This is a genomic window from Comamonas sp. A7-5, assembly GCF_039581385.1.
Classification (GTDB): Bacteria; Pseudomonadota; Gammaproteobacteria; order Burkholderiales; family Burkholderiaceae_C; genus Comamonas; species Comamonas thiooxydans.
Genome location: NZ_JBCPWO010000002.1, coordinates 291,790 through 317,394 on the forward strand (window position 1 = coordinate 291,790; position 25,605 = coordinate 317,394).

Below are 25,605 nucleotides of genomic sequence, written 5' to 3' on the forward strand. Positions count from 1 at the left end.
GCGCCTGTCAGATTCGCCTGCTGAACTGGCCTAATCCGTCGTCGTCATAGAACTCCAGCCAGAGGCTTTGGGCCGGCGCTGCGTCACCTGCCTCGAAGACCGCCAGCGAAATGCTGTGCGGAGCTGCGCTTTCGTTGCCAGGAACGAAGCAGAACTGGCTGCCGCTCCAGTGCTGCAGCACATAGGTCTGGGCTTGCGGGCCTATGCTCAGCTGCAGCCGGTTGTCGACGAGGCTGACCTGCACCGGGCCATGGTAGGCGTTGTCATAGCTTCCCGCATAGCGCTGCAGCGCGCCCGGAGGCTGGGGCGCAGACGGGGGCTGCTGGCCCAGCAGGGAGCCCGTGGGCGCCATCAGCGGAGCGATCTTTTCGCTGTACAGCGACCACCAGTCCTGCGTGAGGCGGCCGGTTTCCATCAGGTCCACGAACTGGCGGCACAGGGTTTCGGGAACGCCTATGGGAATGCCGTTGGTGAGCACGATGACGGCGGCGTCCAGCGAGGGAATGAGCATGAAGCAGGTGGCCGCACCCAGCATGAAGGCGCCCGAATGGCTGAGGAAATTCAGCCCGCCATCGGTCGCTGCGACATTGAAGCCGAAGCCGTAGTGCCCTCCTGGCGCCTGGGCCTGCCAGGCGGCTTGCAGGGCTGCAGGGGCGACCAGTTGCTGTCCCTGCCAGCGCCCCTGCGCCAGCAGCAGAGACAGCCAGCGCGCCATGTCGTTGACGCTGGAGCTGGCGCCGCCGGCCGGGGACTGGGGGTCGGCATTGCGCGGCGTGCCGCGCTGCCAGCTGCCGTCATCGGCGCGTACATGGGGGCTGGCACGGTTGGCCTGCTGCATGAATTCGGCATAGACCGATGTGGTTCGCGTCATGCCCAGAGGCGCATACAGGCTCTGGCGTGACAGACTCGCCCAGTCCGTGTTGGCCGCGCCGGCGACGCCCACGGCGGCGGCAGTCAGGCCGGCATTGGTGTAGGCGTATTCGCTGCGCAGCGGCTTGACGGGCAGCAGGCGCAGCCGCTCCAGCACCACCTGCTGGCCGTTGCCCAGCTCCTCGAGCTTGTCGCCCGCATGGTCGGGCAGGCCGCTGCGGTGGGCAAACAGATCGCCCACGGTCAGCACCGCGCTGCTGCCCGGATTGCGCAGTGCAAACCAGGGCAGCAAGTCCTGCATGCGGCTGTCCCAGGAGACCCGTCCCTGGCCGACCTGGCGCGCCACCACGGTGGCGGCCAGGGACTTGGACACCGAGGCCAGCTGGAACACGGTGTCGGCATTCACGGCCGCACTGCCGCCGGTCTCGCAAAGCCCCAGGCCTTGGGCGGCAAGCGTTTGCGCGCCCTGGACCACGGCCCAGGCCATACCCGGAACACCGCTGACACGGCGCAGCGTTGCAGCCAGCTCGGGCAGCCGCCGGGCTGCCTCCGCGGCGCTCAGACCTTTTGCCGGCCCATCGTCTCCGCCGCAGCCCGCCAAAGCCAGCCCGGAGCCGGCCGCGATGCCCAGGCCGGCTCCGGCGCGGACGGTGCGATCGAGCATCTGGCGTCTGGTCCATGCGGTCTTGGATGGCTGGCTCATGATTTCTCCTCCCGGTTGGTGGGTCTGCGCTTGCAGAGGGGCAAGTTTCTGGCGAACTGCTTTTTGCTCCGCAGTATGGATTCCTGCAGGCCATTCTGGCAATTTGAAATTTCACACGAATTTCGTGTTGCACGAAATTCGTGTACTATGCGAGGCATGAAGAACGTCACCATCACCGTCGAAGACAGCGTGCTTGACTGGGCGCGCATTGAAGCGGCCAGGCGTGGCAGCAGTGTGTCGCGCATGCTGGGTGACTTCATGGCCGAAATGATGCAGCGCGAGGATGCCTACGAGCGTGCCTACCTGGCCTGGCGCACGGATGAGCGCACCTGGCAAGCTGCCGGCCAGTCGGCAAAATCCCTGGCGCGCAGTGCCGGCAGCAAGCGTGCTGCAGTTCAAAGCAATGCCGAAACCGAGGTGGTCAAGTGAACCCCGTGTTTGTCGACACCTCGGTGCTGATCGCCGCTGAAGATGCGGCCGGTGGTGCGCTGTATGCGGCCACGCTGGAATGGCTGGATCTGCTGTGGCGCAGCCGCAGCGGCCGCACCAGCAACCAGGCGCTGGTGGAGTTCTATGACCAGGCGACCACGGCCGCCTTGCCCCTGCCTCAGGGCGATGCCCGCGCCGCCATCCGCCGCTACCAGACCTGGACGCCCTGGAAGACCGACGCCGCCACGCTAGAGACGGCCTGGGCCGTGCAGGCCCGCCATGCGCTGGACTTTGGCGACTGCCTGGCCGTGGCCTGCGCCCAGCACAGCGGCTGCAACCAGATGCTGAGCCTGCATCTGCCCCATGGGGCGGAGTTTGGCGGCGTAACCGTGGTGCACCCGCTGGAGCAAGCCGCCACGCAGAATCTTGAGGCTTGAGCGCCAGAATTGCAGCGATCGGTATCGACTGCATTGGCCAACGCAAGCCTTGTGTGAAGGAGTGAACCCATGACTGCTCAAGACATCCAGACCAAAGCCCTGCAACGCATTCGCGCCGATGTACGCGCCATGCAGGGCTACCATGTGCAGCCCGCGCAAGGCCTGCTCAAGATGGACACGATGGAGAACCCCTACCGTCTGCCGCCCGAGCTGCAGAAAAAGTTGGGCGAGCATCTGGGCGGTCTGGAAATCAACCGCTACCCCGGCGAGCGCCAGGAAGTGCTCAAGCAGATGCTAGCCGACTACGCCGGTGCTCCGGCTGGCACATCGGTGCTGTTGGGCAATGGCTCGGACGAGATCATCACCCTGCTGGCGCTGGCCACGGCCCAGCCCTGCAACAATGCCCGCGCCAAGATGCTGGCGCCCATGCCGGGCTTTGTGATGTATCCGCTGTCTGCCAAGTTGCAGGGCCTGGATTTCGTGGGCGTGAATCTGACGAGCGACTTTGACCTGGACGTGCCGGCTATGCAGGCCGCCATCGCCGAGCACCAGCCTGCCATCACCTATATCGCCTATCCCAACAATCCCACCGCCACGCTGTGGGCCGAGGACAAGGTTCAGGCCGTGATCGACGCCGTGGCCGAGGTTGGCGGTCTGGTCGTGATGGACGAGGCCTACCAGCCCTTCGCCAGCCGCAGCTGGATCACCCGCATGAAAGCCGACCCCGCGCGCAACGCCCATGTGCTGCTGATGCGCACGCTGTCCAAGTTCGGTCTGGCCGGTGCACGTCTGGGCTATCTGATCGGCCCTTCGGCCATCGTCAACGAGATCGACAAGGTGCGCCCGCCCTACAACATCAGCGTGCTCAACTGCGAAACGGCGATTTTTGCGCTGCAGCACGAGTCCCTGTATGCCGAGCAGGCCACCGCCATCCGCGCCGAGCGCCAGCCGCTGATCGATGCGCTGATCGCGCTGGATGGTGTGCAGAAAGTCTGGCCTTCCGAAGCCAATATGGTGCTGCTGCGCGTGCGCGACGCCGGCAAGGCCCAGATCGAGATGAAGCAGCGCGGCGTGCTGGTCAAGAACGTATCGGCCATGCACCCCTTGCTGCACAACTGCCTGCGCCTGACCGTGGGTACCCGCGAAGAAAACGCCCAGATGCTGGCGGCACTGAAAGAAAGCCTATGAGCAATATCGTCCCCTCCATCGCCCAGAACCTGCCGCGCATTGCCGAAGTGCAGCGCAACACGGCCGAGACCCGCGTCGCCGTGCGCGTCAACCTCGACGGCACGGGCAAGGCCAGCCTGAACTCCGGTATCGGCTTTCTCGACCACATGCTGGACCAGATCGCGCGCCACGGTCTGATCGACATGGACATCGAATGCGCGGGCGATCTGCACATCGATGGCCACCACACGGTCGAAGACATCGGCATCACCCTGGGCCAGGCCTTCGCCAAGGCCATCGGCGACAAGAAAGGCATTCGCCGCTACGGTCATGCCTATGTGCCGCTGGACGAAGCCCTGAGCCGCGTCGTCATCGACTTCTCGGGCCGTCCCGGTCTGCACATGGATGTGAAGTTCACGGCCGGCAGCATCGGCCAGCTCGATACGCAACTGGTCTTCGAATTCTTCCAGGGCTTTGTCAACCACGCCGGCGTGACCCTGCACATTGACAACCTGAAGGGCTTCAACGCCCACCACCAGTGCGAAACCATCTTCAAGGCCTTTGCGCGCGCCCTGCGCTTTGCACTGGAGCATGATGAGCGCATGGCCGGCGTGATTCCCTCGACCAAGGGTGCTCTGTAATCAGGAGCGTCTTGCGCCTGTTTAAACTGCACTTCAAAGCTGTTTGTCTTTAAAAACCAATCTCCATAAGCGGTAGCTGCTATGAGTTTGAAGAACAACACCGTGGCCGTGGTCGATTACGGCATGGGCAATCTGCGTTCGGTCTCGCAGGCGGTGCGTACGGCCGCAGCCGATACCGGCTGGGACGTGGTCGTCACGGCCGATCCCGATGTGGTCCATGCCGCCAACCGCGTGGTCCTGCCCGGTCAGGGGGCCATGCCCGACTGCATGCGCGAGCTGCGCGAATCGGGCCTGCAGCAGGCCGTGCTTGATGCCGCCGTCAACAAGCCGCTGTTCGGCGTCTGCGTGGGCATGCAGATGCTGCTCGACCACAGCGACGAAGGCGATGTGCCGGGCCTGGGACTGATTCCCGGCAATGTGCGCAAGTTCGATCTCGAAGGAAGGACGCAGGCCGACGGCAGCCGTTTCAAGGTGCCGCAGATGGGCTGGAACCAGGTGCAGCAGACACAGCAGGGCGGCAAGCCCCATGCGCTGTGGGCCGGCATTCCAGACGGCAGCTTCTACTACTTTGTGCACAGCTTTTATGCGCAGGTGCAACAAAGCGCGCATTGCGCGGCCGAGACCGACTATGGCGCCCTCTTTGCATGTGCCGTCGCACGCGATAATATTTTCGCAACCCAGTTCCACCCCGAGAAAAGCTCGGATCAGGGACTGGCGCTGTTCCGCAACTTCCTGGGCTGGAAGCCCTAAGGGTCAACATTGAACCAGTCTTTGCGCGCATCGCATCCCTGGCTTGGGCGGTCTGCAGCGTTGCAAATCCTCGCCGGGCGATCAGCCCGGCTGTGGTTTGCGCCTCGCAGCCCATCCCAATCCAGTGCGCGCTGCATCGCAGGGCTTGTTCACTGTCAACCCGATTTTTCAACCGGCCATTTCTGACGGCCAAACTTGCTAGCAGATCACCATCATGTTGCTCATCCCCGCTATCGACCTCAAGGACGGCCACTGCGTTCGCCTGATTCAGGGTGATATGGACCAGTCCACCACTTTCGGTGAAGACCCCGCAGCCATGGCCGCCAAATGGCTGGATGCGGGCGCCCGTCGCCTGCATCTGGTGGACCTGAACGGCGCCTTTGCGGGCCAGCCCAAGAACCTGTCGGCCATCAAGAGCATCCTCAAGGAAGTCGATGGCGAGATTCCCGTGCAACTGGGCGGCGGCATCCGTGATCTGGATACCATCGAGCGCTACATCGATCTGGGCATCGAGTACCTGATCATCGGCACCGCTGCCGTGAAGAACCCCGGTTTCCTGCAGGACGCCTGCAGCGCCTTTCCCGGCCACATCATCGTGGGCCTGGACGCCAAGGACGGCAAGGTGGCCATCGACGGCTGGAGCAAGCTCACCGGCCAGGATGTGATCGAAACCGCCAAGCGCTTCGAGGACTGGGGCGTGGAATCCATCATCTACACCGACATCGGTCGTGACGGCATGCTCAGCGGCATCAACATCGACGCCACCGTCAAGCTGGCCCAGTCGCTGAAGATTCCGGTCATTGCCTCGGGCGGTCTGGCCGGCATGGCCGACATCGAAGCGCTGTGCAAGGTGCAGGACGAGGGCGTGGAGGGCGTTATCTGCGGCCGCGCCATCTATACCGGCGATCTGGACTTCGCCGCCGGCCAGGAGCGTGCGGACGAGCTCACGGGTGAGTGATTTGACGTTTCAGGCCCAGGCCGTTGACTGGAAAGGGCTTCCTGCCATTGCTTTGAAGCTGGGTCAGGGGGATTCGGCGCTGATCTGCCTGCAGGGCGCCCAGGTGCTGTCCTGGATCGGCCAGGGGCAGGAACGCTTGTTCCTCAGTCCCCGCGCATCCCATGACGGCAAGAGCGCCATTCGCGGCGGCATTCCGGTCTGCTTTCCCCAGTTCAACCAGCGTGGTCCCTTGGTCAAGCATGGCTTTGCGCGCCTCAGCCACTGGCAGGCCGATGCTGCGCGGCCATTGGGCGAGGATGGTGTGCAAATCTCCTTGCGCCTGACGGACAGCGAAGCATCGCGCACCGTCTGGCTGCACGCCTTTGAGGCAGTGCTCACGATTGAGCTCAGGCCCGGCGCGTTGCGTGTGGAGCTGGCTGTGCATAACCGCGGTCGGCAGGACCTGTCTTTTACAGCGGCCTTGCACGGTTATCTTCGCGTTGCGCAGGTCGAGCAGACCAGCTTGCATGGTCTCGAAGGTTTGAGCTATTGGGATGCTGCTGCGGCTCAGCCGGACACCCATGTCACGCAGGAGGGCTGCGTCAGCTTCGGTGCGGAGACCGATCGCGTCTATCCACGTGCGGCTGCAGCCCTGCAGCTGCAAAGCTCGGGCCGGCCCTGGCTGCAGCTTGCCCAGGATGCGTCCTGGAGCGAAACCGTGGTCTGGAATCCCGGCCCCGCACTGTGCGCCACGCTCAAGGACATGGAGGCCGACAACTGGCAGCAAATGCTGTGTGTGGAGGCTGCGGCCATTGATGCCCCTGTGGTTCTTGGACCCGACCAGCGCTGGAAGGCGGCGCAAACCTTCGAATGCGTTTGAGGCTTTGAACGAGGCGGGGTGATGCCACCCCGAGCCTGGGCCTATCCTCGTGCGAAGACCTGTTGGCCGTCAGCCTGCTCAGCCCTGTTGCCGGCTCCATGGGCCGCAGCTGCAGAGGCAAGGCGGATGGCGACTCATCGGGATTTGGTGCTCAGGGCATCCGCCAATGCATCGACCAGAGGCGGGTTCAGATAATGCGGGCCGTCAAAGGCAAAGACCGTCCAGCCTTGGTAGGCCGCCAACTGCGGCAGGAATTCTTCTGCCATGGCGCTGCGAAAGCCGCCGCCCTGCGCAGGCCGGAAGGCCTCGGCAATCACGCGAACACGCGCCTGGCCCAGATGGGCGGTCAGCATTTGCAGGTATTCGCGTGCCACGCTGGGAGTGCGCGCGTGGACGCCGACTCCATCCTGGAAAAACACGCCCACATCTTCGGGTATCCAGCGCATGATCCAGTCAACCAGCGCCTGGGGACCCATATTGGCATTGTCATAGGCGCTGATCCACAGCGGACGAGGCAGCTTGTTGAGAACCTCGGTGAGAAGGCTGGGCGCAGCCCAGGTCGGATCGACTTCGACCGGGAAGTACCAGCCGGCAACCCGCAGTGGCAGCGCTGTAATCGCCGCTTTCAAGGCATAGGACTGCATTGCCAGATCCGCGAGACTGGCGCGGGCCTTGGCCTCGTCATGCATGCCGGCCAGGCCGAGAATCAGCTCCTGCGCCCAGGGCTCTGCAGCAATGCGCTCCCAGTCCGGGAGGTTGCGGCTCATGGAGGGCAGATAAGTGCCGGGCACCAGGCTCAGATTGTCCACGGCCGTCCATTGCACCAGCAGGCGGCGGATGCCCAGACGCTGCCATGCTCCATGGGGCCGCAGAGTGTCGGCACTGGGCTGCCAGACCATGCCAGGCAGACGCAGGCCGGGCTTGGCCTGTGCATCAGGCAGGCTGCAGCTCAGCGCCCAGGCCAGGCCCAGCGCCTCGCGTCTGGTGCATTGTTCCATCGTCATATCTATGGATCGAGCCGCTTTCTCCTTTCGGAGAAAGCGTTTTTCTTTCATGGCAGCTGACTCGGAACCGTCCAGGTGAAGCCCAGATTGGAGATGCCGCTGACAAGGCTCTTGAAGTCCGCCAGACCAGGGGTTCCAACCTGCGGCTCAAGCCAGAACGGGTGGAAGAAGAACGAGGCATAGCCGTCACGCACCGTCTTCACATACTGGGCATTGGTGAGAATGTCCTGCCATGTGTAGTTGTAAGAGGAGGTCGGATCGATCTGGGAGATGTCGTATTCGATGTTTCCCAGGCTTTCCGGCAGCACCTTCTGGCCGTAGTAGTCGGTCTTGATGGGGTAGGGGAAGATCTGGCCCAAGGAAAAATCCTTCTCCACCGATGCGTTGAAATTGGGCTTGTCAGCCGTGAAATACACCACGCGCTGATAGGTCTTGGCAAAGACCTGCGTAGTGGCCTTGGATGACAGCGCCGAGCCATGGTAGTGCGGGGTCTCCCAGGCTGTCGGGCGATATCCGTTGAGGCTCAGCTCCAGGAGACCGGCCCGGTAGCGTCCCAATGCCCAGGCGGTCGAGTCTTCGGGTACGGGCTTGTTGTTGACAATGTCCCAGAACTCGTAGTCATCGCCGCTCACGGCCGTATAGCGGTTGCGCACATTGCTGTACTGGTGCGTGTAGCCATGCATCACGACTTCGCCGCCGCGTGCCAGCGCATAGTTGAGCGCCGTCTTCAGGTTGGTCGCCAGTGACATTGGCACCTGCATAGGCACTCCCGAGTTGTACACGCCAAGAGGATCTTTGTAGTACGGAATGGTCGCAATCGAAAACGGTATCCGCAGCTGGTAGAGATAGTCCGTCAGCGATTTCATCGCCGTCACGCTGACCAGGGCGCTCACGTCTTCAAGACGGACCATGGCCTTGTGGCTTTCGGCATGGTTCACCCCCAGCATGTCATGCAGCATGTCTGCCAGCACGAGATAGCGATCGCGTGGTCCGATATAGCTGAACGGCAGATCCGCCACATACCAGAAGTTGCCCGACCTCACCACATAGGGAGCCTGCTCGCCGGTCTTGGGATTGGACATGGAAACCAGGTTCTGGGCCTTGGCGGTGTCGGTGATGGCCGTCAGCCCCACATCGGGATCCGCATTCACGGCTCCGGTGCTGCTGTCGTATGCGTAGTATTTGACAAAGGGCAGGTTTTTGTAGGTGATGGTGTCGAAGAACCCCGGTGTGGTGTTACTTGATGTCGGAGCGGCATTGAGTCCACGCAGCGCCGTCAGGTTGAAGCCATAGCGGGACTGGAAGCCGTAGGCCGGATCCCAGGCAAACTGCCAGATGTTGTACTTGAACCAGACTATGGTCTTGGCCGAGCTGGCGGCATCGGCCATGAAGGCGGCCGGAACCTGGTTGTCGTAATACGAGCCCAGATAGAACGTGGCGTCGTAGCCGCTGAGCTTGCCTGCCGTGTAGTTCTGCACCGGGAGCATATCGACCTTGCTGTCGAAATGTCCGAGCAGATTGCGCAGCATGATCGCATAGCCGAATCCGAGCTTGGTGTAGGCCGTATTGGGCGGCGCGTCATAGAGGATCAGCGTGCGCGGGCCTGTTTGCGCAAAGGCGCCAGGGCTCGCAAAGAGCATGGCTAGCAGCCATGCCCCAAGAATGCGTCCTAGGGTTTTCATGAGACTCTCCTGAGATCAGTACACGGTGAGGTCTATTGCTGCTGGCCACGGAATGGGCCACCCGGATTGGGCTTGTCCTTCGGGGGATTGCCGGGGGATGGGTTGCCGGGTTTGCTCGGAAGTTCATCCAGCGTGTCATTCCGTGTGAAATCCTTCTTGAAATGTCCTTTGTGGTGATGCGCACGTTCGTTGCGCTTGCGCTCTTCGGGGGCTGAGCCGATATCCATGCGGATCTGGGAGGCCCCAGGCGGCAATGGCGGCGGCATGACGTTCGAGGCCAGGGACCAGTTGGCCCAGGTCAGCAGCGCCAGCGCGAGCAGCGCGCGCGTGGCCTGCCTTTGATCATGGGAGTGCATGAGAGCCTCCTTTCTGGAGGGCAGAAAGAAAAAATGTCGAAGAACTCCATCTCCACAAACTCTAGAAATGGCGATGGGGTCGGGCCTTAAAGGCGTGCCATCTCAAAATACCAAGGCGGCACGTAGAAACACGCCTTTCCCTCGTTCGTCCCCGGCAAGCCGGGCGCGATACTGCAGGGAGAGGTCGAGGTAGGAGCGAGGTGCATGGTCACGGTCCTCGCGGAACCAGAAACGCATGCTCACACCAACGCCAGCGCCCACCGAGCTTTGCTTGCCCGAGGCTGTGCGTTCAGAGTTGTAATCAGCGCCCAGGACTGCATGCGGAAACAGCACCAGTCTTGAGTCGCCCCCCCCCATTCGGAAACTGCGCCCTGCTTGGGCTTCGAACGTCGCGTAGTTCTGCTTGCGATGAATGAAACGGCCCACTTCGGCGTACATATTGAAGGTGTTCCAGCTGGGCACATCCACGCGCAGATCGGTGCCCATGCCGCCCGAATATCCCATGCGCAGCAACCAGTCGTTGCTGGACAGCGAGCCGATGCGCACGCGCCGTTCGGCCGCGAGTATGAGGTTGTGATCGCTCAGCGGCTTGGCACGGACACCGACGGCACCCTGGGTGGTTTCTCCGCCCGTGGGCACATCGTGGCGGCTGTAGACCGTTTGTGCAGCGCCGCCGTACAGCTCCCAGAAGCGGCCGTCGCCGAACTTCTGCGGGCGCCAGTACACCTCGCTGACGAGCTGGGCCACGTCGCCATAGAGTCCGGGCTGGGCGCCTGCCGCGCCCAGGGCAATGCCCCGATAGCCCAGCAAGGTGTTGATGCCCCAGGAGCGGTCCCGGTCGGCAACTTCACGCCGCGTCTCATATTGCTGCTGCGGCGTCATGGCGAGCCTGCCTTCATGTGCTGCGGCAATGGCCTGCTTGAAGTAGTCGATGGACTGCTCGTTCTCGGCCAGCCTGCTGGCTGCGTAGGCGCCATCGCGCAGCGCCGTGTCCGGCAGGCGGCTCTGGTCACGTGCGCGGTTGAAGATGGACAAGGCACTGCGATCGTCCCCCACGCGGACGGCCAGATAGGCCAGATTGGGGTCGGCGCTTTGCTGCAGCTCAGGCTCCGAGACGGCCTGTGCAAAGCGTGCAGCAGCCTCGTCTCGCAGCCCCAGCTGAAGCAGCAGGTCCACCTCGCTGGACAGGGACAGGCCGCCCATTTGCAATGCCGTCCGTGCGTCGGTGTTGGCGGCCTCGGTCATGCCTTGCTCGTGGCGCAGGCGACTGCGCAAGGCCAGCACTTCGACTGCATCGGGCTGTAGCTGCAGTGTTTGATCGGCCTCTTCAAGCGCCTGCGCCTTCTGGCCTGCAGCCAGCAATGCCTGCAGGCGAAGCTGACGGTAGGGTAGATGTCCGGGGTTGAGCTGCGAGGCCGCCCCTGCCTTTTCTGCCGCCAAAGCATATTGCCCATCGCTGTAGGCTTGATAGGCCTCATGGGCGACTTTGTATGCCGGGTCTGGCGCTTCCTGCCCAGGCCAGATTTCGCAGCCGGGCACATCGCCGGCGCTGAAGCAGTTGACCAGGGGCAGTGGCAGCTCGTAGCTGCGTGACATGGTTGAGGAGCGCAGGGCCTTGAGCTGCTCTCGGCGGCTGCTGACGTCGGCATTGCTGTCCGTCTCCAGCGCCTGCACAAGTCGCTGCGCCCGATCGGTCTGACCGGCGGCCAGTGCCGCATCAACGGCAATGACGCCGTAATTCTGCCGTTCCGAGCGCGCCAGATGGGGGGCCGCCAGTGCAGCGTCGAAAGCCTGTACAGAAGCATTGCCGCGACCCTGTGCATGCAGGGCCACACCCAGCAGCACCTGCAGTGCTGGATCGTTCTGCAGTGCCAGCCCTTGCTCTGCCACGCGCTGTGCCTGGGCCGCCTGCCCATCCTGAAGCAGCAAGCCCAGCCACTGAAGGCGGGGAGCCAGCGCATCCGGCGCTATTCGGACGCTGGTCTCGGCATACCTGAGGGCCTTGACCATGTCGCCTTGCTCGCGTGCCTGCAAGGCCTGCTCGAAGGGACGCAGTGCGCGGCGCTGACGTATGGATGTGCGCAGCATCTGCCAATCGGAGTCCGACTGCAGTTGCTTGACCTTGTCCAGCCTTGTTGCCCGGGCTTCGGCCTCGTCGAAGCGCCCGTTCTCTACGAGCAGGTAGACCAGCAGGCGCTGATAGTCAAGACGCCCGGGGGCCGCAGCTACGGCCTGCCTTGCTAGAGGCAATGCCGTGGCGAAGTCACGCCGCTCGGTGGCGGCATAGGCCTGGCTGGCCTTGGCGTAACCAGCAGGCATGGCCTGTGCTGCCGGGCTCTTGCGCGGGCGTGGCGTGGTGTCCGCTGTCGAGGAGGCAGCCTTTGCCGGCTCCGGTGCTGGCGCTGCTGAAGGCGTGGCTGTGCCTGGCGTCTTCGGTGGAGCCTTGGCCGCAGGAGCGGGCAGGGCTTGAGACTCGGGCTGTCTGGCCGGAACGGCTCCCTGATGCATATCGCGCAGAGCCTGGGCCAGACGCGCATCGCCAGGGTGGCGCTGAAGCTGGGCCTTCAGTACAGCTTCGGCCTGTGCTGGTTGGCCAAAGCGGCGATGGGCTGCGGCCAACTGCAAGGCGATCTCGGTGTTGTCCGGTGCCAGACGCTGAGCCTGCTGCAGCTCGGAGATGGCGCGCTGGCCATCGCCGCGCGCCATGGCCTCATACGCCTTGTCGATCCGGGGATAGATCTGAAAGCGCTGTCTGGGAGTGATATCCGGACCTAGATCCACCGTCTGCGCCAGACCATCGTATGGAGTGGCGCATGCCAGGGAAAGAACCAGAATAGGACGAGAAAGCTTCATATATTGGCACCTAAGCAACGGACACGATCGGGGCGGCATCAAGGCGGCGCAAAAGTTGCGCCATGGTGACCTGCAGCTGTTGCTGCAGTCGCAGTGCTTCATCCAGCGTAGCCTGCGTCAACGCCCCCTGGTTCACCAGGAACAGGCCCAGGCTGTCATCGCTTTGCTCATGTCTGAGCAGCAAGGCATTCAGCACGGCCGTGTCGATGCGGCCCAGGGCTTGAAGCACTTCGCCCAGCATCAGCTGCCGCGATACATAGAATTTCCACAGCTCTTTCGCCTGTTCGGCGGATACGCGTTTGCGCTCCACGGCCCAGGCCAGCAGTTCGCGAGCCGGCTCCCCATGTTGTCTTGCATACAGACGCCGCAGCTCGACCGTGACCTCTCCCTTGGGGGCAATGAGGTAGCGCACGGGCCTCTCCAGCTTGCGCTCCAGGGCTGCGTGCGAGACCGGATCTATGACCGACTCGCTGGCCAGGATCAGTGTTTCTCCCTCCTCGCGCAGCGGCACCACGCTGTAATGCAGTGCCAGATGTGCAGGCAGCAGCGCCGCGATCTCGTCGGGGATCAGACGCTCTCCCAGAAATTCCCATGAAACACCAGCCTGCTGGGCAACTGCAGCTGCCAGCTGTGCGGTGCTGATCAGGTCCTTGTGCACCAGCGCACTGCCCAGGCGCAAGCCGGGAGTGGGGCGCAGCAGCGCTTCCTGCAGCTGGCTCTCTGTCAGGGCACCTTGTGCGATCAGTATCTGTCCCAGGGGCTGGCGCAGTCGGGGTCCCTCTCCCAGCATGGGAAAGTCATGGTCGGTCTTGGCCCAGGCCATGCGCCGGATATCCTTGGCCTGCAGCGCCTGGGCGATGGCCCGCCAGTTGGCCAGAAAGTTCACTAAATTGCCCCATAGCAGGCGCGGAAGCGACATCAATCCCTGGACGATGCCGTAGTAGCTGGTGACGAAGAACATGCGCTGGGCAATACGGTTGAGCATCAGCACGAAGTTCGCAGCCAGCAGTGCATACAGCCACCAGTCGCCCTGGAAGATGGAGAGAAACCGGTAGCTGTCCGGTACCAGGTGCTGGTAGAGCCAGATGGCAATCAGCTGCATCGCCAGCAGCATGGCCAGAAAGCTGGCGAAATTGGTGAGAGCACCCTTGCGGTCACGCCAGAGAAAATAGTTCAGCACGCCGCTATTGGTCCAGCGCAGGGTCTTGAAGCCCTGGATCACGATGCCCGTGATCCAGCGGGACTTCTGTCGCACCGCCGCATTCAGCGTATCGGGGAAGAACTCTCGCACGCAGATGACGCTGGCTTCACGCGCGCTGCGCCCGTGTCGGCGTGGCTGGTCGGGATCGGTAGGCTGGTCCGCGTCATGCACGGGAAAGCGCACGAAGATCTCGCGCATGCCCAGCTGCTTGAGCCGGAAACCGATGTCGTAGTCCTCGGTCAGGCTCTGGGTGTCGAAGGCCACGCCGTCACCCATCTCCAGCAGCGCCGTGATGGCGCGGCGGCTGAAGCAGGTGCCGACTCCGGCGCTGGGCACCTGGCCCACCAGGGCCTCGCGCACCACGATGTCCTTGGCATGCAGCTCGGCAAACTCGTCCAGATAATGCCCGCCGGTGAACTCGCGCAGCGGCCGCTCCAGGGGGTAGACCGGCAACTGGATCAGATCCTTGCGATCCACGAGAAAGTTGAACAGTCTCAGCTCCAACCTGGACAGCACGTCTTCCGAGTCATGCAGGATGAAGCCTGCAAACTCGATGCCCGAGCGCTGCTCGAACTGGAAGATGGCATCGAGCACGTTGTTGAGGCAGTCGGCCTTGCTGGTCGGCCCGGGGCGTGCGCAGACCACGCTGTGCACATTCGGGAAATGGGCTCTTACCTGCTCCACATCGGCGTGGGTCTGGGGGTCGTTGGGGTAGGTGCCGATGAAGATGTGGTAGTTCTCATAGTCCAGCGTGGTTGCCGCCAGCTGCGCCATCTTGCCGATCACGCCATGCTCCTGCCAGGCGGGCACCATGATGGCCAGCGGCTTCTCGTCCACGCCGAGCAAGGCCTTGTGATTCATCTGCTCATGGCGCGAGTACACGGTCAGTGCACGCCAGGTGCGCCGCCCCCAGTAAAAGAGGTCGATGAACAGATCGTCCAGTCCGCTGATGAAGATCACTACCGCAATGACGATGGCGATGCTCTTGAGGACATAGAGATATCCGGTGAACAGGTCAAGCCAGGACATGGCGCGTCCTTTCTGCGGCTTTCTGTGCCAGGCCTGCGTGATCAGGCCTCAGCATCTGGTGCAGTCTTTTCTCAGTGCGTTGTGCTGCAGTCCCGTCACCAAACGGGTTGCTGCTGGCCTGCATGCTCCGGTAGGCAGCATCGTCATGCATCAGGTGGCGCACGGACTGAACGATCCTGCTTCTGTCGGCTCCAACCAAAGCGGCGCAGCCGGCTTCCAGCACCTCGGGACGCTCGGTCTCGTCGCGCAAGACCAGCACAGGTACCTTGAAGGTCGGTGCCTCCTCCTGCAGTCCGCCGGAATCGGTCAGCACCAGCCAGGCATCGGCCAGGGCCTGCTGCATGGCCAGGTAATCCAGCGGCTCTGTCAGCTTGACGTTGGGAAGTCCGCCCAGCAGACGGTATACCGGCTCCTTGACCACCGGATTGAGGTGGACCGGGAACAGCACCGGCATCTGGGGAAACTCGCGCGCGATATCGGCAATGGCTTCGCACACATGGTCCACATCGGGGCCCCAGTTCTCTCGCCTGTGCATGGTCACCAGAATATGGCCTCGGCCCTGCATGCGGCGGTGGATGTGGTGATGCTGGCTGGCCCAGAGCTGGGCATCGACGACGGTGTTGCCGGTGAGCTCGATCTTTTCCTTGGCCACGTTTTCGCGCTCCAGCGCCTGCTGGGCCCTCGGGGTGGGGGCCAGATGCAGGCTGGCGATGCGCCCTATCATTTGCCGCAGGCCTTCCTCCGGAAAAGGTCGGTGCAGGTTGTAGGTGCGTAGGCCGGCTTCGACATGGACGACGGGCACCTTGAGATAGAAGCCGGCCAATGCACCCTGAAACGCGCTTTCTGTGTCGCCCTGCACGATCACTGCCTCACAGCTCGTATCCGTCAGCACGGACTCCAGCTGAACCCTGCAGCCTGTGGCGAATTCCAGCAGAGAGCTTCCTTGCCTTTGCAGCACATGATCGGGCTGGATATGAAAGCAGTCCAGCATTTGCGCGGCCATGTCGCCATGCTGGCCGGTGTGCAGCCAGATGGGGCGGGCCCAGTGCGTCTGTTTCAGTGCGTGATAGACAGGGGCCAGCTTGATGATTTCGGGCCTGGTCCCGGACACGATGAGCAACTGCACGATGTCTGGCTTGGCGTGAAGAGCCTCGGAGTCCTGATTCATTGCGTTCTCCCTTTGAGTCAATTGGTATCAGACGTTCTTCATTCGTACCTGCTCAAAATCATCTTTCACGCTCTGCTTGGGGTATGTCAGCCAGCTCCTCGTGCTGGCCACAATTGGTGCCGGCTCTATTTGCTGCATGAGCGGCGCAGCTGCATCGGCGGGCTAACCGTCTCTGGCAGCCGTGACCAGCCTCTCGGCACAGCGGCTGGCCTGATCGCCATCCTGCGCTTCCACCATCACATGCAGCAGCGGCTCCGTGCCGCTGTGACGCACCAGCACACGCCCGGTAGAGCCCAGTTCGGCCTCGACCTGCGCCTGCACTCGTGCCAGCAAGGTATTGCTGCGCCAATCCCGGTCTGGCGACCAGTGCACATTGAGCAATGCCTGAGGGTAGAGCTGCACCGGCAGCAGCCATTGCGACAGCGTGCGGCCGGTGCGCACGCAGGCCTGCAATATCTGCAGCGCGTTCACCAGACCGTCGCCCGTGCTGTGCCGGTCCAGTATCAGCAGATGGCCTGACCCCTCGCCGCCGAAGGTCCAGCCCCTGCGGCTGAGCTCCTCAAGCACGTAGCGGTCGCCGACCTTGGTGCGCATGAAGTCCACATCCAGCACCCCGAATGCCCGCTCCACCGCCATATTCGTCATCAGCGTGCCGACGGCGCCCGCAATGCTCTCGTCATGCTCCAGGCGGTCGGCGACGATCAGGTACAGCAGTTCGTCCCCGTTGTAGAGCCGGCCGGCGGCATCGACGACCAGCAGGCGATCCGCATCGCCATCCAGGGCGATGCCGAAATCCGCACCGCAACCGGAAACAGTCGTGGCCAGGAGCTCCGGATGTGCGGCTCCGGCCCCCTGGTTGATGTTCATGCCATCGGGAGCGCAGCCTATGGCCACCACTTCGGCACCGAGTTCATGCAAGACCATGGGCGCTATCTGATAGGCCGCACCATGGCCGGCATCGACCACGATCTTCAGTCCTCGCAAGGTGAACGCATGGTCGCAAGTGCTCTTGCAAAACTCTATATAGCGACCGGCGGCGTCATCCAGGAGCTGGGTTTTTCCGAGTGCGATTGCCGGGACCCAATGCGGCTCATCCAGCAGCATTTGCTCGACTGCTACCTCCCAGACATAGGGCAGTTTGGTGCCTTTGGCGCTGAAGAATTTGATGCCGTTGTCCTCGAAGGTGTTGTGGCTGGCGCTGATGACCACTCCCAGACTGGCACGCAAGGCCCGCGTGAGATAGGCCACTCCCGGTGTTGGCAGCGTCCCAAGCAGCACCACGTCCACGCCAGACGAATTGAAGCCCGACACCAAGGCGCTTTCGAGCATGTGACCCGAGATACGCGTGTCCTTGCCAATCAGCACCGTCGGGCGCTCTTCGTTGCGATGAAGCATTCGTCCGACGACATGGGCGAGATGCAGAGCGAAGTCCGGCGTGATGGGGAAATACCCAGCCCGCCCACGGATTCCGTCGGTACCGAAATATTGGCGTCTCATATCCATGATGATCACCTGTGCCTGAATACATTCATCGAATGGGATGGGTTTCCGGGTTCGGTCAACTATTTATGGGTTCAACACTGTCGAAATATTAAAAACTATTGATTTATTTTTTTTCATAGTTTCACTAGCAAAAACAATCCGAACAAGAAGGCAGCGTAAAAAGAAACATCTTTTTACGTCATGAATATTTGGAAGCCGAATTGGGGTTTTATACACAATATTTAAGGTATTTCGCTGCCTGGTCGAGATTGCTTTGCATTGCTGTCAACCCTAGCGTCAGGCGGCTTGCCGAAGCCCAATCCGCAATAGCTTTGCTTGTCACGCAGTCATATGCCGCTCTCGGCAGTGCAGCTTCTCGCAGGTGTGGAGGCTTCTCATTGAGAATATCAGTGCCTTTATTTCCGGATCGCTTGTGGCATGCCTGGTCAGGAGTGGGCGATGGTTCTATGTGCGCCAGTTAATCGCAGCCGGAATATCGATGCAGGAAAGAGATTGCGGCTGAAAACAATAAATCGTGAGGCCGGCTCTGTGTTTACTGTTATTCAATTGGGAGCACGGGGATTTTGTGCCGCTTTATGGATTGGGGCTGCTGCTGAGTTGAATCGTTTCAAATCGAGCGGGTTTGACTCGCGATGCGATGGCTGTGGCCGGGCTGCGTGCCGCCGAAGCCAGCTGGCAATGCCATGGCAGCGGCAGGGGGGCGCCGTCGGCAGATGCCCTAGGCAGCGGCGAGGCCGTGGTATCTTTGGTCTCCTTGTTCGTAGATATTCCGAGACTGGTCCATGCTTGCCAAACGCATCATTCCCTGCCTTGACGTGACCGGCGGCCGCGTGGTCAAGGGCGTCAATTTTCTGGAGCTGCGCGATGCGGGCGACCCGGTGGAAATTGCCGCACGCTACAACGCCCAGGGTGCAGACGAGCTGACCTTTCTGGACATCACGGCCACCAGCGATGGCCGTGACCTGATTCTGCCCATCATCGAGGCCGTGGCTTCGCAGGTCTTCATTCCGCTGACCGTGGGCGGTGGCGTGCGCAGCGTGGAAGATGTGCGTCGCCTGCTCAATGCCGGAGCCGACAAGACCAGCTTCAACTCCGCCGCCATTGCCAACCCGGACACCATCAATGCCTGCAGCGACAAGTACGGCGCGCAATGCATCGTGGTGGCCATCGACGCCAAGCGCCGCACGCCCGAGGACGAGCAGCGCATCGGTCCCGGCGGCACGCCCATGGGGCCGGGCTGGGATGTGTACAGCCATGGCGGCCGCAAGAATGTGGGGCTGGATGTGGTGCGCTGGGCCGAAGAGATGGCCAGGCGCGGTGCCGGCGAGATCCTGTTGACCAGCATGGACAAGGACGGCACCAAGAGCGGCTTCGATCTGAAACTCACGCGTGCCGTGGCTGATGCCGTGGCCGTGCCCGTGATCGCCTCGGGCGGTGTCGGCAATCTCGAAGATCTGGCCGATGGCGTGACCATTGGCGGCGCCGATGCCGTGCTGGCCGCCAGCATCTTCCACTATGGCGAGTACACCGTGCAGCAGGCCAAGGAATGCATGCGCGCGCGCGGCATTCCCGTGCGTCTCTAAAGTTGTTTTGAGAGCGGCTTGCGCAGGCTACAAGCGGCTTTCCATATGTTTTATGGTTGATGTTGGCTGCTGGCCTGCGCTGGCAGCTATACAAAGCAAAGGTCTGCAATGAGCTGGCTCGATCAAGTCAAATGGGATGCGCAGGGTCTGGTGCCCGTGATTGCGCAGGAGCAAAGCAGCGGCGACGTGGTCATGTTTGCCTGGATGAACCGCGAGGCGCTGGAGAAGACCGCAGAGCTCGGGCGTGCCGTCTACTTCAGCCGCTCGCGCAACAAGCTGTGGTTCAAGGGCGAGGAGTCCGGCCATGTGCAGACCGTGCATGAGATGCGCATCGACTGCGATAACGACGTGGTTTTGCTCAAGATCACGCAAGAGGGGCATGATCCCGGTATTGCCTGCCATACCGGCCGCCACTCCTGCTTCTACAGCGTTTTCAAGGACGGACAGTGGCTTGCTGTCGATCCGGTCTTGAAAGATCCTGCTTCCATCTATAAATAAAGTCATGTCTGAACAAAACACCGCGTCGATCGAGGGCGCACTGGCCCGTCTGGCCGCCGTGATCGAAAGCCGCAAGGTCGCCAATGGCGGCGACCCTGAAAAAAGCTATGTCGCGCGCCTGCTGCACAAGGGGCCTGACGCCTTTCTGAAGAAGATCGGCGAAGAGGCCACCGAGGTCGTCATGGCCGCCAAGGATGTCGATCATGGTGCGGACAAGGGCAAGATCCTCTATGAAGTGGCGGATCTGTGGTTTCACTCCATGATTGCGCTGTCGCACTACGGACTGACACCCGCAGAGGTGGTGGCCGAGCTGGAGCGCCGCGAGGGCACCAGCGGTCTGGAGGAAAAAGCCCTGCGCAAGGCCCAGGAACGCGCTGCTCAGGAAGGGGCGGCCAAGCAATAAGGAGGAAGCACATGAATGACGATCGCGACATCATCGATGTAGGCAGCAGCAGCTCTACCGAGGTCGAGGGCCTGAAGGCCTGGGGCTGGGTCAGCTATCTGCTGCACCTGGTCGTGGCCGTGGCCGCCGTGCTCCCGGGCGCGCAGGTCAGTGTGCTGCTGTTGCTGATTGCAGTTGTCATCGATCTGGTCAAGCGTGATGATGCGCGCGGCACCTGGCAGGAGAGTCATTTTTCCTGGCGGCTGCGCAGCGTGCTCTGGGCCATCGTGCTCTATGCGGTGACTTTCCCGTTCTTCCTGCTGGGCCTCTTGATCTTCAACCCTGCCTGGGTGCTGATCTCCATCTGGTTCCTCTACCGCATCGTCAGCGGCATGATCGCCATGAACAAGAATCGCGCGATCCAGCCCTGAACCGCACTTGCCAGACACCCAAGCCCCCGCTTTACGGCCGGGGCTTTTTTGTTTTTGCAAGCGGTTGTGCTGCGCTGCAACAGATTCGGGGTGGCAGGCTGACACGGGGCCCGGGCCTGTGCAATGCTCGCGGTGCTGGATAAGCTCCGGGACTTAAGCGGATTCGAATCGGGCATGGTGTTTTGTTCATGGATATGCCCGCTGTGCATTCTTTGCTTGCGTAAGTCCCAAGTCCCTTACTTGGTTCATCAACCCTCACAGGATCGTGCCATGGCTGCAGAGACTTCCCATACCCTCAACCTGGCCCTGCAAGGCGGGGGATCGCATGGTGCGCTGACCTGGGGCGTGCTGGATGCATTGCTGGACGATGACGGACTGATCTTCGAAGGCATCAGCGGCACCAGCGCCGGTGCCATGAACGCCGTGGCGCTGGCCCATGGTTTCGCGCAGGCGGCCGCGCAGGAAAAGAAAGTGGACGATGCCCGTTACCTGGGACGGCAGCTGGCGCGCCAGTCTCTGCGCGAGCTGTGGGAGGGCGTGGGCACCATGGGCAGTGTGGGCAAGATGTTCTGGGCCGCACCGTTGCCGGGCAGCAAGCAGTTCATGGGCGTGCTCAACCAGTTTCTGTCGCCCTATCAGACCAATCCGCTCAATATCAACCCGCTGCGACAGCTGCTCACCCGGGTGGTGGACTTCGAGATGCTGGCGCATCCCGAGCACCCCAGCGTGGTGCCCAAGCTCTTCATCTGCGCCACCAATGTGCGCACAGGCGGAGGCAAGATCTTCAAGGGCGAGCAGGTGACGGCGGACGCCATCATGGCCTCGGCCTGCCTGCCGCAACTGTTCAAGGCAGTGGAGATTGACGGGGAGTGCTACTGGGACGGCGGGTTCTCGGGCAATCCGGCCCTGTATCCGCTGATCTACGAGACCCGGAGCAGGGACATCCTGCTGGTGCAGATCAATCCCAAGGAGTCCGATGTCTCGCCCGACACGGCCCGCGAGATCATGGATCGCATGAACGAAATCACCTTCAACGCCAGCTTGCTGGCCGAGTTGAGGGCCATCGAGTTCGTGGTCAAGCTGCTGGAGCAAAAGCGCCTGGACCCCGAGCGCTACAAGCATGTGCTGATGCACCGCATCGATGGCGGCTCGGTGCTCAAGCCCTTTGGCGCCTCAAGCAAGGTGCGCGCAGACATGGGCATGGTGCGCAAGCTGTTCGAGCTGGGACGCGAGCGCGGCCAGCAATGGCTGCAGCTCAACCGCGAGCACCTTGGCGTCAAGCAGACGCTGCGATTCAACGAGAATAGGGGATAGCCCCGCAGGGGACGACGCCATTGCCTGCTTCCTGGCCTCCTAGGCCATGGATAGCGCAGGGCGTCCGGAATACTGAACCGTAGAGATACCAGAGACCATGCACGACCACCACGACCCCCATTGCATTTTCTGCCGCATCGCCAAGGGCGAGATTCCTTCGCGAAAGGTCTATGAAGACGAGGAGCTGTTCGCCTTCCATGACATTCACCCGGGGGCGCCCGTGCACTTTCTGGTGATTCCCAAGAAGCACATCCCCTCCATGGCCCAGGTCGGCGCCGAGGATGCGCCCCTGCTGGGTCGCATGATGGCGCTGGCTCCCAAGCTGGCGATGGAGCAGGGCTGCAATCCTTATCCCGATGGCGGTTTCCGCATCGTGGTCAACACCGGCAGCGAAGGCGGGCAGGAAGTGCACCATCTGCACCTGCATGTCATGGGCGGCCCGCGCCCCTGGCTCAAGGGCTGATCAGGCGGCGCACCGGGCCTGCACGCGGCGATAGAGCTGTGCGCTGCAGGCTTTTTGGGTGATTGATTCGTATCTGTCACAAGCCCCGTCTAAAATGGTTTGCAATTTCTAGGAGATTCTCATGGGCTCGTTTTCTATCTGGCACTGGGCGATCGTGCTGCTCATCGTGGTTCTGGTGTTCGGCACCAAGAAGCTCAAGAACATCGGCTCCGACCTGGGCGGCGCCGTCAAGGGCTTCAAGGACGGCATGAAGGACGGCGCGACTGACGCCGATGCCAATGCTGCGACCGGCCAAGTGGCCAACCAGCAGGCTGCCGAAAAGGCCACCATCGACGTGGAAGCCAAGCAAAAGAGCTGATCGCGGCAGGACTGACATTTAGATGTTTGATATTGGCCTGTCCAAAATGGCGCTGATCGGTGCCGTGGCCCTGGTGGTCATCGGTCCCGAGAAACTGCCGCGCGTGGCCCGCATGGTGGGCACCTTGCTTGGCAGGGCACAGCGCTATGTGTCCGACGTCAAGGCCGAGGTCAACCGCTCCATGGAGCTCGATGAGCTGCGCAAGATGAAGGACACGGTCGAGACCGCCGCGCGGGACGTGGAGTCCAGTATGCGCAATCAGGCCTCCGATCTTGAAAAGGACTGGAGCGATGCGACCAAGGACCTGCGCGACGACTCGAACATGACTTCGGCTTCGTCCTTCGGCTCCTATGACGCAGAAGGCGGCTACACCGGTCTGGATACGCACAGCAGCGTGGTGCCCAGCTACCGCCATCCGCGCAAGAACTGGCGCGTCAAGCGCGGTGCCGTGCCCCAGTGGTACAAGGCCCGCGCCGGGGTACGCAGCAAGGTCCAGTCGGGTGCGGCACGCGTGGCGCGCTTTCGCCCCAAGAAGTTCCATTGAACATGCAGCTCAGCAGCCTGCCGGCCGCAATGCCGGCCAAGGCCGGCCCCAGGGGCCAGGCCCTGCTGCCCGCATGTCGCTCTTTGCCCGTGATCCGCGGGCGTTGTTGTTTCTCAAGCGTGTGGAGCCGATCGGGCTCCGACGCGGTTTTGCACCATGTCCGAACCCTCTAAAGAAGACGAACTCGCCGGCACGGAGCAGCCGTTTGTCCAGCACCTGATGGAGCTGCGTGATCGCCTGCTCTACAGCCTGTATGGCGTTTTGATCGGCGTCGGGCTGCTGATGTTCTGGCCGGGCCCCGATGGCCTGATCGACTTCATCGCCCTGCCCATCAAGGAGCATATGCCGCCCGGCGCCAAGCTGATTGCGGTGGGCGTTTTCTCGCCCTTCTTTGTGCCGCTCAAGGTGCTGATGATGGTGGCCGTGCTGCTGGCGCTGCCCTGGATCATGTACCAGATCTGGGCCTTTGTGGCACCGGGCCTGTACAGCCACGAGAAGAAGTTCGCCCTGCCGCTGATCCTGTTCGGCAGCCTGCTGGCCTATGCCGGCATTGCCTTCGTACAGTTCTTTGTGCTGGGCAATATGTTCAAGTTCATCCAGCACTTCACGCCTGCCAGCGTGGCGGCCACGCCCGACATCGCCTCGTATGTGGAAGCGATTCTGTCGCTTTACATCGCTTTTGCGGCGGCTTTCCAGGTGCCCATCGTGGTGATGCTGCTGGTGCGCTTCGGTCTGGTGGAGATCGAAAAGCTCAAGGCCTTCCGCGGCTATTTCGTGGTGCTGGCCTTTGTGATTGCTGCCGTCATCACGCCGCCCGATGTGATCTCTCAGCTGGCCCTGGCCTTGCCCATGTGCCTGCTCTACGAGATCGGCATTCTGGGCGCCGGCTGGTTCAGCAGGGTATCGCGTGCGCCCGATGCCGAGGAAGGCACGGGCTCGGAAGTGGAGAAATCCTCGGACGGCCACTGATCTTCGCCCCGACCTCCTGCAAAGCCCTTGAAGCAATTCAAGGGCTTTTGTTTTGATGACTGTCTGCAATTTTTTCCATCAGTGCTTGGGTCATATCTCTTGATGAATCGTGTTGAAGAGGTTGTGGCTGGCCCGGCCGGAGCATGAAAAAAGCCAGCGGCTAGCGCTGGCTTTTCGGTTTGTTGGCGCTGCAATCAGCGGCGTGGGCGACCCTGTTGCTGCAGGGTGCTGGCTGCTGGGCGGGCTCCCGGAGTGATGTCCAGCACCACTTCGCTGTCGCCGCGGCGCACATCGAACTTGGCGGCTTCGCCGGGCTTGAGCGAGGCCACGGCCGTCAGCAGTTCGGAGACATTGCGGGTCGCGGTCTCGCCCACCTTGACGATTACGTCGCCGGGACGCATGCCGGCCTGGGCGGCGGGGCCGGCCTGCAGCACGCCGGTGATGATGACGCCGGCATCGGCCTTGACGCCAAAGGTTTCGGCCAGCTCGGGCGAGAGCTCGTTGGGCTCCACGCCGATCCAGCCGCGCGTGACCTTGCCGTCCTTGACGATGCCGTCCAGCACCATCTTGGCTGTGGAGACGGGAATCGCGAAACCGATGCCCATGCTGCCGCCTGAGCGCGAGTAGATGGCCGTGTTGATGCCCAGCAGATTGCCGTTGGCATCCACCAGCGCACCGCCGGAGTTGCCGGGGTTGATGGCAGCATCGGTCTGGATGAAGTTCTCGAAGGTGTTGATGCCCAGCTGGCTGCGGCCCAGAGCGCTGATGATGCCGCTGGTCACTGTCTGGCCCACGCCGAAGGGGTTGCCGATGGCCAGCACGCGGTCGCCCACAGCGACCTGATCGGAATTGCCCAGCACGATGACGGGCAGCTTGTCGAGTTCGATCTTGAGAATGGCCAGATCGGTCTCGGGGTCTGTTCCTATGATCTTGGCCTTGGCCTGACGGCTATCGGTCAGCGTGACCTCGATATCGTCGGCGCCTTCCACCACATGGTTGTTGGTGAGGATGTAGCCATCTTGACTGATGATGACGCCGCTACCCAAACCAGATTGCTCCTGCGGACCCTGATCGCCAAAGAAGAACTGGAACCAGGGGTCGTTGGCGCGCGGGTGGCGAACCGCTTTGCTGGTGTTGATGCTGACCACGGCGGGCGAGGCCTTGCGCGCGGCAGGCGCAAAGCTGCCGGGAGCGACTTCACCCGCTGGAGTGGATGGCGCCTGCAGCAGCGAAACACCGGCACTGCTACGGATATTTCCGCGCTGAAGCCAAGTGGGCTGTAGAGTAGCTACTACAAAATAGATAGCCACCAGTACGGTGACGACCTGCGAAAACAGCAACCAGGTGCGTTTCATGTAATGCGTATAGGTAGTGAGGGGAACAAGCCCACATTGTGAAGCATGGCTGCGCCAGGCGTCGAAGCGAACATTTGCTTGCAAGCAAATGCATAACG

Annotated in this window: 25 protein-coding genes; 16 read left to right on the top strand and 9 right to left on the bottom strand. The window is 62.2% G+C overall.

Annotation, left to right across the window (positions count from 1 at the left end; genetic code table 11):
• Positions 1-7 precede the first annotated feature (7 nt).
• Positions 8-1,573: a serine hydrolase gene (locus tag AAIL67_RS04255; RefSeq protein WP_343483458.1), complete on the bottom strand. Its 1,566-nt coding sequence runs from the start codon at positions 1,571-1,573 to the stop codon at positions 8-10.
• A gap of 156 nt (positions 1,574-1,729) precedes the next feature.
• On the opposite strand from AAIL67_RS04255, the gene AAIL67_RS04260 reads away from it, so the two are divergent.
• From AAIL67_RS04260 to AAIL67_RS04290, 7 genes are all read left to right on the top strand, one after another.
• Positions 1,730-2,002: a hypothetical protein gene (locus AAIL67_RS04260; protein WP_343483459.1), complete on the top strand. Its 273-nt coding sequence runs from the start codon at positions 1,730-1,732 to the stop codon at positions 2,000-2,002.
• Complete coding sequence (locus AAIL67_RS04265; protein WP_003058641.1) at positions 1,999-2,439, top strand: PIN domain-containing protein; 441 nt, start codon at positions 1,999-2,001, stop codon at positions 2,437-2,439. The genes AAIL67_RS04260 and AAIL67_RS04265 overlap by 4 nt, the downstream gene beginning before the upstream one ends.
• Positions 2,440-2,508: 69 nt before the next feature.
• Positions 2,509-3,627: a histidinol-phosphate transaminase gene (hisC, locus tag AAIL67_RS04270; RefSeq protein ID WP_224649815.1), complete on the top strand. Its 1,119-nt coding sequence runs from the start codon at positions 2,509-2,511 to the stop codon at positions 3,625-3,627.
• Entirely contained in the window at positions 3,624-4,247 is a 624-nt protein-coding gene (gene hisB, locus AAIL67_RS04275; protein WP_034357473.1) for an imidazoleglycerol-phosphate dehydratase HisB, read from the top strand. The genes hisC and hisB overlap by 4 nt, the downstream gene beginning before the upstream one ends.
• An 81-nt stretch (positions 4,248-4,328) precedes the next feature.
• Positions 4,329-4,997, top strand: coding sequence for an imidazole glycerol phosphate synthase subunit HisH (gene hisH / locus AAIL67_RS04280; protein WP_343483460.1), 669 nt, complete (start codon positions 4,329-4,331; stop codon positions 4,995-4,997).
• A gap of 214 nt (positions 4,998-5,211) precedes the next feature.
• On the top strand, positions 5,212-5,955 hold the full coding sequence (hisA, locus tag AAIL67_RS04285; RefSeq protein WP_003058631.1) for a 1-(5-phosphoribosyl)-5-[(5-phosphoribosylamino)methylideneamino]imidazole-4-carboxamide isomerase: 744 nt from the start codon (positions 5,212-5,214) through the stop codon (positions 5,953-5,955).
• A complete protein-coding gene (locus tag AAIL67_RS04290; protein WP_343483461.1) occupies positions 5,948-6,814 on the top strand; it encodes a D-hexose-6-phosphate mutarotase in 867 nt (288 codons plus the stop codon). Before hisA ends, AAIL67_RS04290 begins: the two co-directional genes overlap by 8 nt.
• 134 nt (positions 6,815-6,948) lie before the next feature.
• Here AAIL67_RS04290 and AAIL67_RS04295 read toward each other — a convergent pair whose 3' ends face one another.
• The 7 genes from AAIL67_RS04295 to glmM form a co-directional block, all read right to left on the bottom strand.
• Positions 6,949-7,818: a hypothetical protein gene (locus AAIL67_RS04295; RefSeq protein ID WP_241781305.1), complete on the bottom strand. Its 870-nt coding sequence runs from the start codon at positions 7,816-7,818 to the stop codon at positions 6,949-6,951.
• Between the two features lie 47 nt (positions 7,819-7,865).
• On the bottom strand, positions 7,866-9,500 hold the full coding sequence (locus AAIL67_RS04300) for a DUF2334 domain-containing protein (protein WP_343483462.1): 1,635 nt from the start codon (positions 9,498-9,500) through the stop codon (positions 7,866-7,868).
• A 32-nt stretch (positions 9,501-9,532) separates the two neighbouring features.
• Entirely contained in the window at positions 9,533-9,856 is a 324-nt protein-coding gene (locus tag AAIL67_RS04305) for a hypothetical protein (protein ID WP_343483463.1), read from the bottom strand.
• A gap of 102 nt (positions 9,857-9,958) precedes the next feature.
• A complete protein-coding gene (locus AAIL67_RS04310; RefSeq protein WP_343483464.1) occupies positions 9,959-12,709 on the bottom strand; it encodes a tetratricopeptide repeat protein in 2,751 nt (916 codons plus the stop codon).
• A gap of 10 nt (positions 12,710-12,719) precedes the next feature.
• Complete coding sequence (nrfB, locus tag AAIL67_RS04315; protein WP_063661821.1) at positions 12,720-14,939, bottom strand: cyclic di-3',5'-guanylate-activated glycosyltransferase NrfB; 2,220 nt, start codon at positions 14,937-14,939, stop codon at positions 12,720-12,722.
• Entirely contained in the window at positions 14,926-16,107 is a 1,182-nt protein-coding gene (wecB, locus tag AAIL67_RS04320) for a UDP-N-acetylglucosamine 2-epimerase (non-hydrolyzing) (RefSeq protein WP_045838444.1), read from the bottom strand. The genes nrfB and wecB overlap by 14 nt, the downstream gene beginning before the upstream one ends.
• 162 nt (positions 16,108-16,269) lie before the next feature.
• On the bottom strand, positions 16,270-17,604 hold the full coding sequence (gene glmM / locus AAIL67_RS04325; RefSeq protein WP_034357702.1) for a phosphoglucosamine mutase: 1,335 nt from the start codon (positions 17,602-17,604) through the stop codon (positions 16,270-16,272).
• Between the two features lie 788 nt (positions 17,605-18,392).
• On the opposite strand from glmM, the gene hisF reads away from it, so the two are divergent.
• The 9 genes from hisF to tatC all read left to right on the top strand — a co-directional run bounded on the left by hisF (position 18,393) and on the right by tatC (position 24,152).
• The gene (gene hisF, locus AAIL67_RS04330) at positions 18,393-19,193 is read left to right on the top strand and encodes an imidazole glycerol phosphate synthase subunit HisF (protein WP_003058607.1); all 801 of its coding nucleotides are present in this window, start codon (positions 18,393-18,395) and stop codon (positions 19,191-19,193) included.
• A 69-nt stretch (positions 19,194-19,262) separates the two neighbouring features.
• Positions 19,263-19,691 carry a phosphoribosyl-AMP cyclohydrolase gene (gene hisI / locus AAIL67_RS04335; RefSeq protein WP_255538961.1) on the top strand — a complete coding sequence of 143 codons (429 nt, stop codon included), beginning with the start codon at positions 19,263-19,265 and terminating at the stop codon, positions 19,689-19,691.
• A gap of 4 nt (positions 19,692-19,695) precedes the next feature.
• Positions 19,696-20,094 carry a phosphoribosyl-ATP diphosphatase gene (locus AAIL67_RS04340; protein ID WP_034357492.1) on the top strand — a complete coding sequence of 133 codons (399 nt, stop codon included), beginning with the start codon at positions 19,696-19,698 and terminating at the stop codon, positions 20,092-20,094.
• Positions 20,095-20,105: 11 nt separating this feature from the next.
• Positions 20,106-20,504, top strand: coding sequence for a membrane protein (locus AAIL67_RS04345; protein WP_034357493.1), 399 nt, complete (start codon positions 20,106-20,108; stop codon positions 20,502-20,504).
• Positions 20,505-20,774: 270 nt separating this feature from the next.
• Positions 20,775-21,818 carry a patatin-like phospholipase family protein gene (locus AAIL67_RS04350; RefSeq protein ID WP_034357495.1) on the top strand — a complete coding sequence of 348 codons (1,044 nt, stop codon included), beginning with the start codon at positions 20,775-20,777 and terminating at the stop codon, positions 21,816-21,818.
• A gap of 97 nt (positions 21,819-21,915) precedes the next feature.
• On the top strand, positions 21,916-22,281 hold the full coding sequence (locus tag AAIL67_RS04355; protein ID WP_034357497.1) for a histidine triad nucleotide-binding protein: 366 nt from the start codon (positions 21,916-21,918) through the stop codon (positions 22,279-22,281).
• 121 nt (positions 22,282-22,402) lie between these two features.
• A complete protein-coding gene (tatA, locus tag AAIL67_RS04360) occupies positions 22,403-22,639 on the top strand; it encodes a Sec-independent protein translocase subunit TatA (RefSeq protein WP_003058595.1) in 237 nt (78 codons plus the stop codon).
• A 22-nt stretch (positions 22,640-22,661) separates the two neighbouring features.
• Complete coding sequence (gene tatB / locus AAIL67_RS04365) at positions 22,662-23,183, top strand: Sec-independent protein translocase protein TatB (protein WP_003062149.1); 522 nt, start codon at positions 22,662-22,664, stop codon at positions 23,181-23,183.
• 156 nt (positions 23,184-23,339) lie between these two features.
• Positions 23,340-24,152 (top strand): twin-arginine translocase subunit TatC, encoded by an 813-nt coding sequence (tatC, locus tag AAIL67_RS04370; protein ID WP_034357499.1) that lies wholly within the window; start codon positions 23,340-23,342, stop codon positions 24,150-24,152.
• 194 nt (positions 24,153-24,346) lie between these two features.
• Here tatC and AAIL67_RS04375 read toward each other — a convergent pair whose 3' ends face one another.
• Positions 24,347-25,507 (bottom strand): trypsin-like peptidase domain-containing protein, encoded by a 1,161-nt coding sequence (locus AAIL67_RS04375; RefSeq protein WP_034357502.1) that lies wholly within the window; start codon positions 25,505-25,507, stop codon positions 24,347-24,349.
• Between the last annotated feature and the right edge of the window lie 98 nt (positions 25,508-25,605).

Coding starts and splice junctions, on each gene's coding strand:
- AAIL67_RS04255 (WP_343483458.1), bottom strand. CDS start 1,573: ATGAGCCAGCCATCCAAGACCGCATGGACCAGACGCCAGATGCTCGAT.
- AAIL67_RS04260 (WP_343483459.1), top strand. CDS start 1,730: ATGAAGAACGTCACCATCACCGTCGAAGACAGCGTGCTTGACTGGGCG.
- hisC (WP_224649815.1), top strand. CDS start 2,509: ATGACTGCTCAAGACATCCAGACCAAAGCCCTGCAACGCATTCGCGCC.
- hisB (WP_034357473.1), top strand. CDS start 3,624: ATGAGCAATATCGTCCCCTCCATCGCCCAGAACCTGCCGCGCATTGCC.
- hisH (WP_343483460.1), top strand. CDS start 4,329: ATGAGTTTGAAGAACAACACCGTGGCCGTGGTCGATTACGGCATGGGC.
- hisA (WP_003058631.1), top strand. CDS start 5,212: ATGTTGCTCATCCCCGCTATCGACCTCAAGGACGGCCACTGCGTTCGC.
- AAIL67_RS04295 (WP_241781305.1), bottom strand. CDS start 7,818: ATGACGATGGAACAATGCACCAGACGCGAGGCGCTGGGCCTGGCCTGG.
- AAIL67_RS04300 (WP_343483462.1), bottom strand. CDS start 9,500: ATGAAAACCCTAGGACGCATTCTTGGGGCATGGCTGCTAGCCATGCTC.
- AAIL67_RS04305 (WP_343483463.1), bottom strand. CDS start 9,856: ATGCACTCCCATGATCAAAGGCAGGCCACGCGCGCGCTGCTCGCGCTG.
- AAIL67_RS04310 (WP_343483464.1), bottom strand. CDS start 12,709: ATGAAGCTTTCTCGTCCTATTCTGGTTCTTTCCCTGGCATGCGCCACT.
- nrfB (WP_063661821.1), bottom strand. CDS start 14,939: ATGTCCTGGCTTGACCTGTTCACCGGATATCTCTATGTCCTCAAGAGC.
- wecB (WP_045838444.1), bottom strand. CDS start 16,107: ATGAATCAGGACTCCGAGGCTCTTCACGCCAAGCCAGACATCGTGCAG.
- glmM (WP_034357702.1), bottom strand. CDS start 17,604: ATGAGACGCCAATATTTCGGTACCGACGGAATCCGTGGGCGGGCTGGG.
- hisF (WP_003058607.1), top strand. CDS start 18,393: ATGCTTGCCAAACGCATCATTCCCTGCCTTGACGTGACCGGCGGCCGC.
- AAIL67_RS04340 (WP_034357492.1), top strand. CDS start 19,696: ATGTCTGAACAAAACACCGCGTCGATCGAGGGCGCACTGGCCCGTCTG.
- AAIL67_RS04345 (WP_034357493.1), top strand. CDS start 20,106: ATGAATGACGATCGCGACATCATCGATGTAGGCAGCAGCAGCTCTACC.
- AAIL67_RS04350 (WP_034357495.1), top strand. CDS start 20,775: ATGGCTGCAGAGACTTCCCATACCCTCAACCTGGCCCTGCAAGGCGGG.
- AAIL67_RS04355 (WP_034357497.1), top strand. CDS start 21,916: ATGCACGACCACCACGACCCCCATTGCATTTTCTGCCGCATCGCCAAG.
- tatA (WP_003058595.1), top strand. CDS start 22,403: ATGGGCTCGTTTTCTATCTGGCACTGGGCGATCGTGCTGCTCATCGTG.
- tatB (WP_003062149.1), top strand. CDS start 22,662: ATGTTTGATATTGGCCTGTCCAAAATGGCGCTGATCGGTGCCGTGGCC.
- tatC (WP_034357499.1), top strand. CDS start 23,340: ATGTCCGAACCCTCTAAAGAAGACGAACTCGCCGGCACGGAGCAGCCG.
- AAIL67_RS04375 (WP_034357502.1), bottom strand. CDS start 25,507: ATGAAACGCACCTGGTTGCTGTTTTCGCAGGTCGTCACCGTACTGGTG.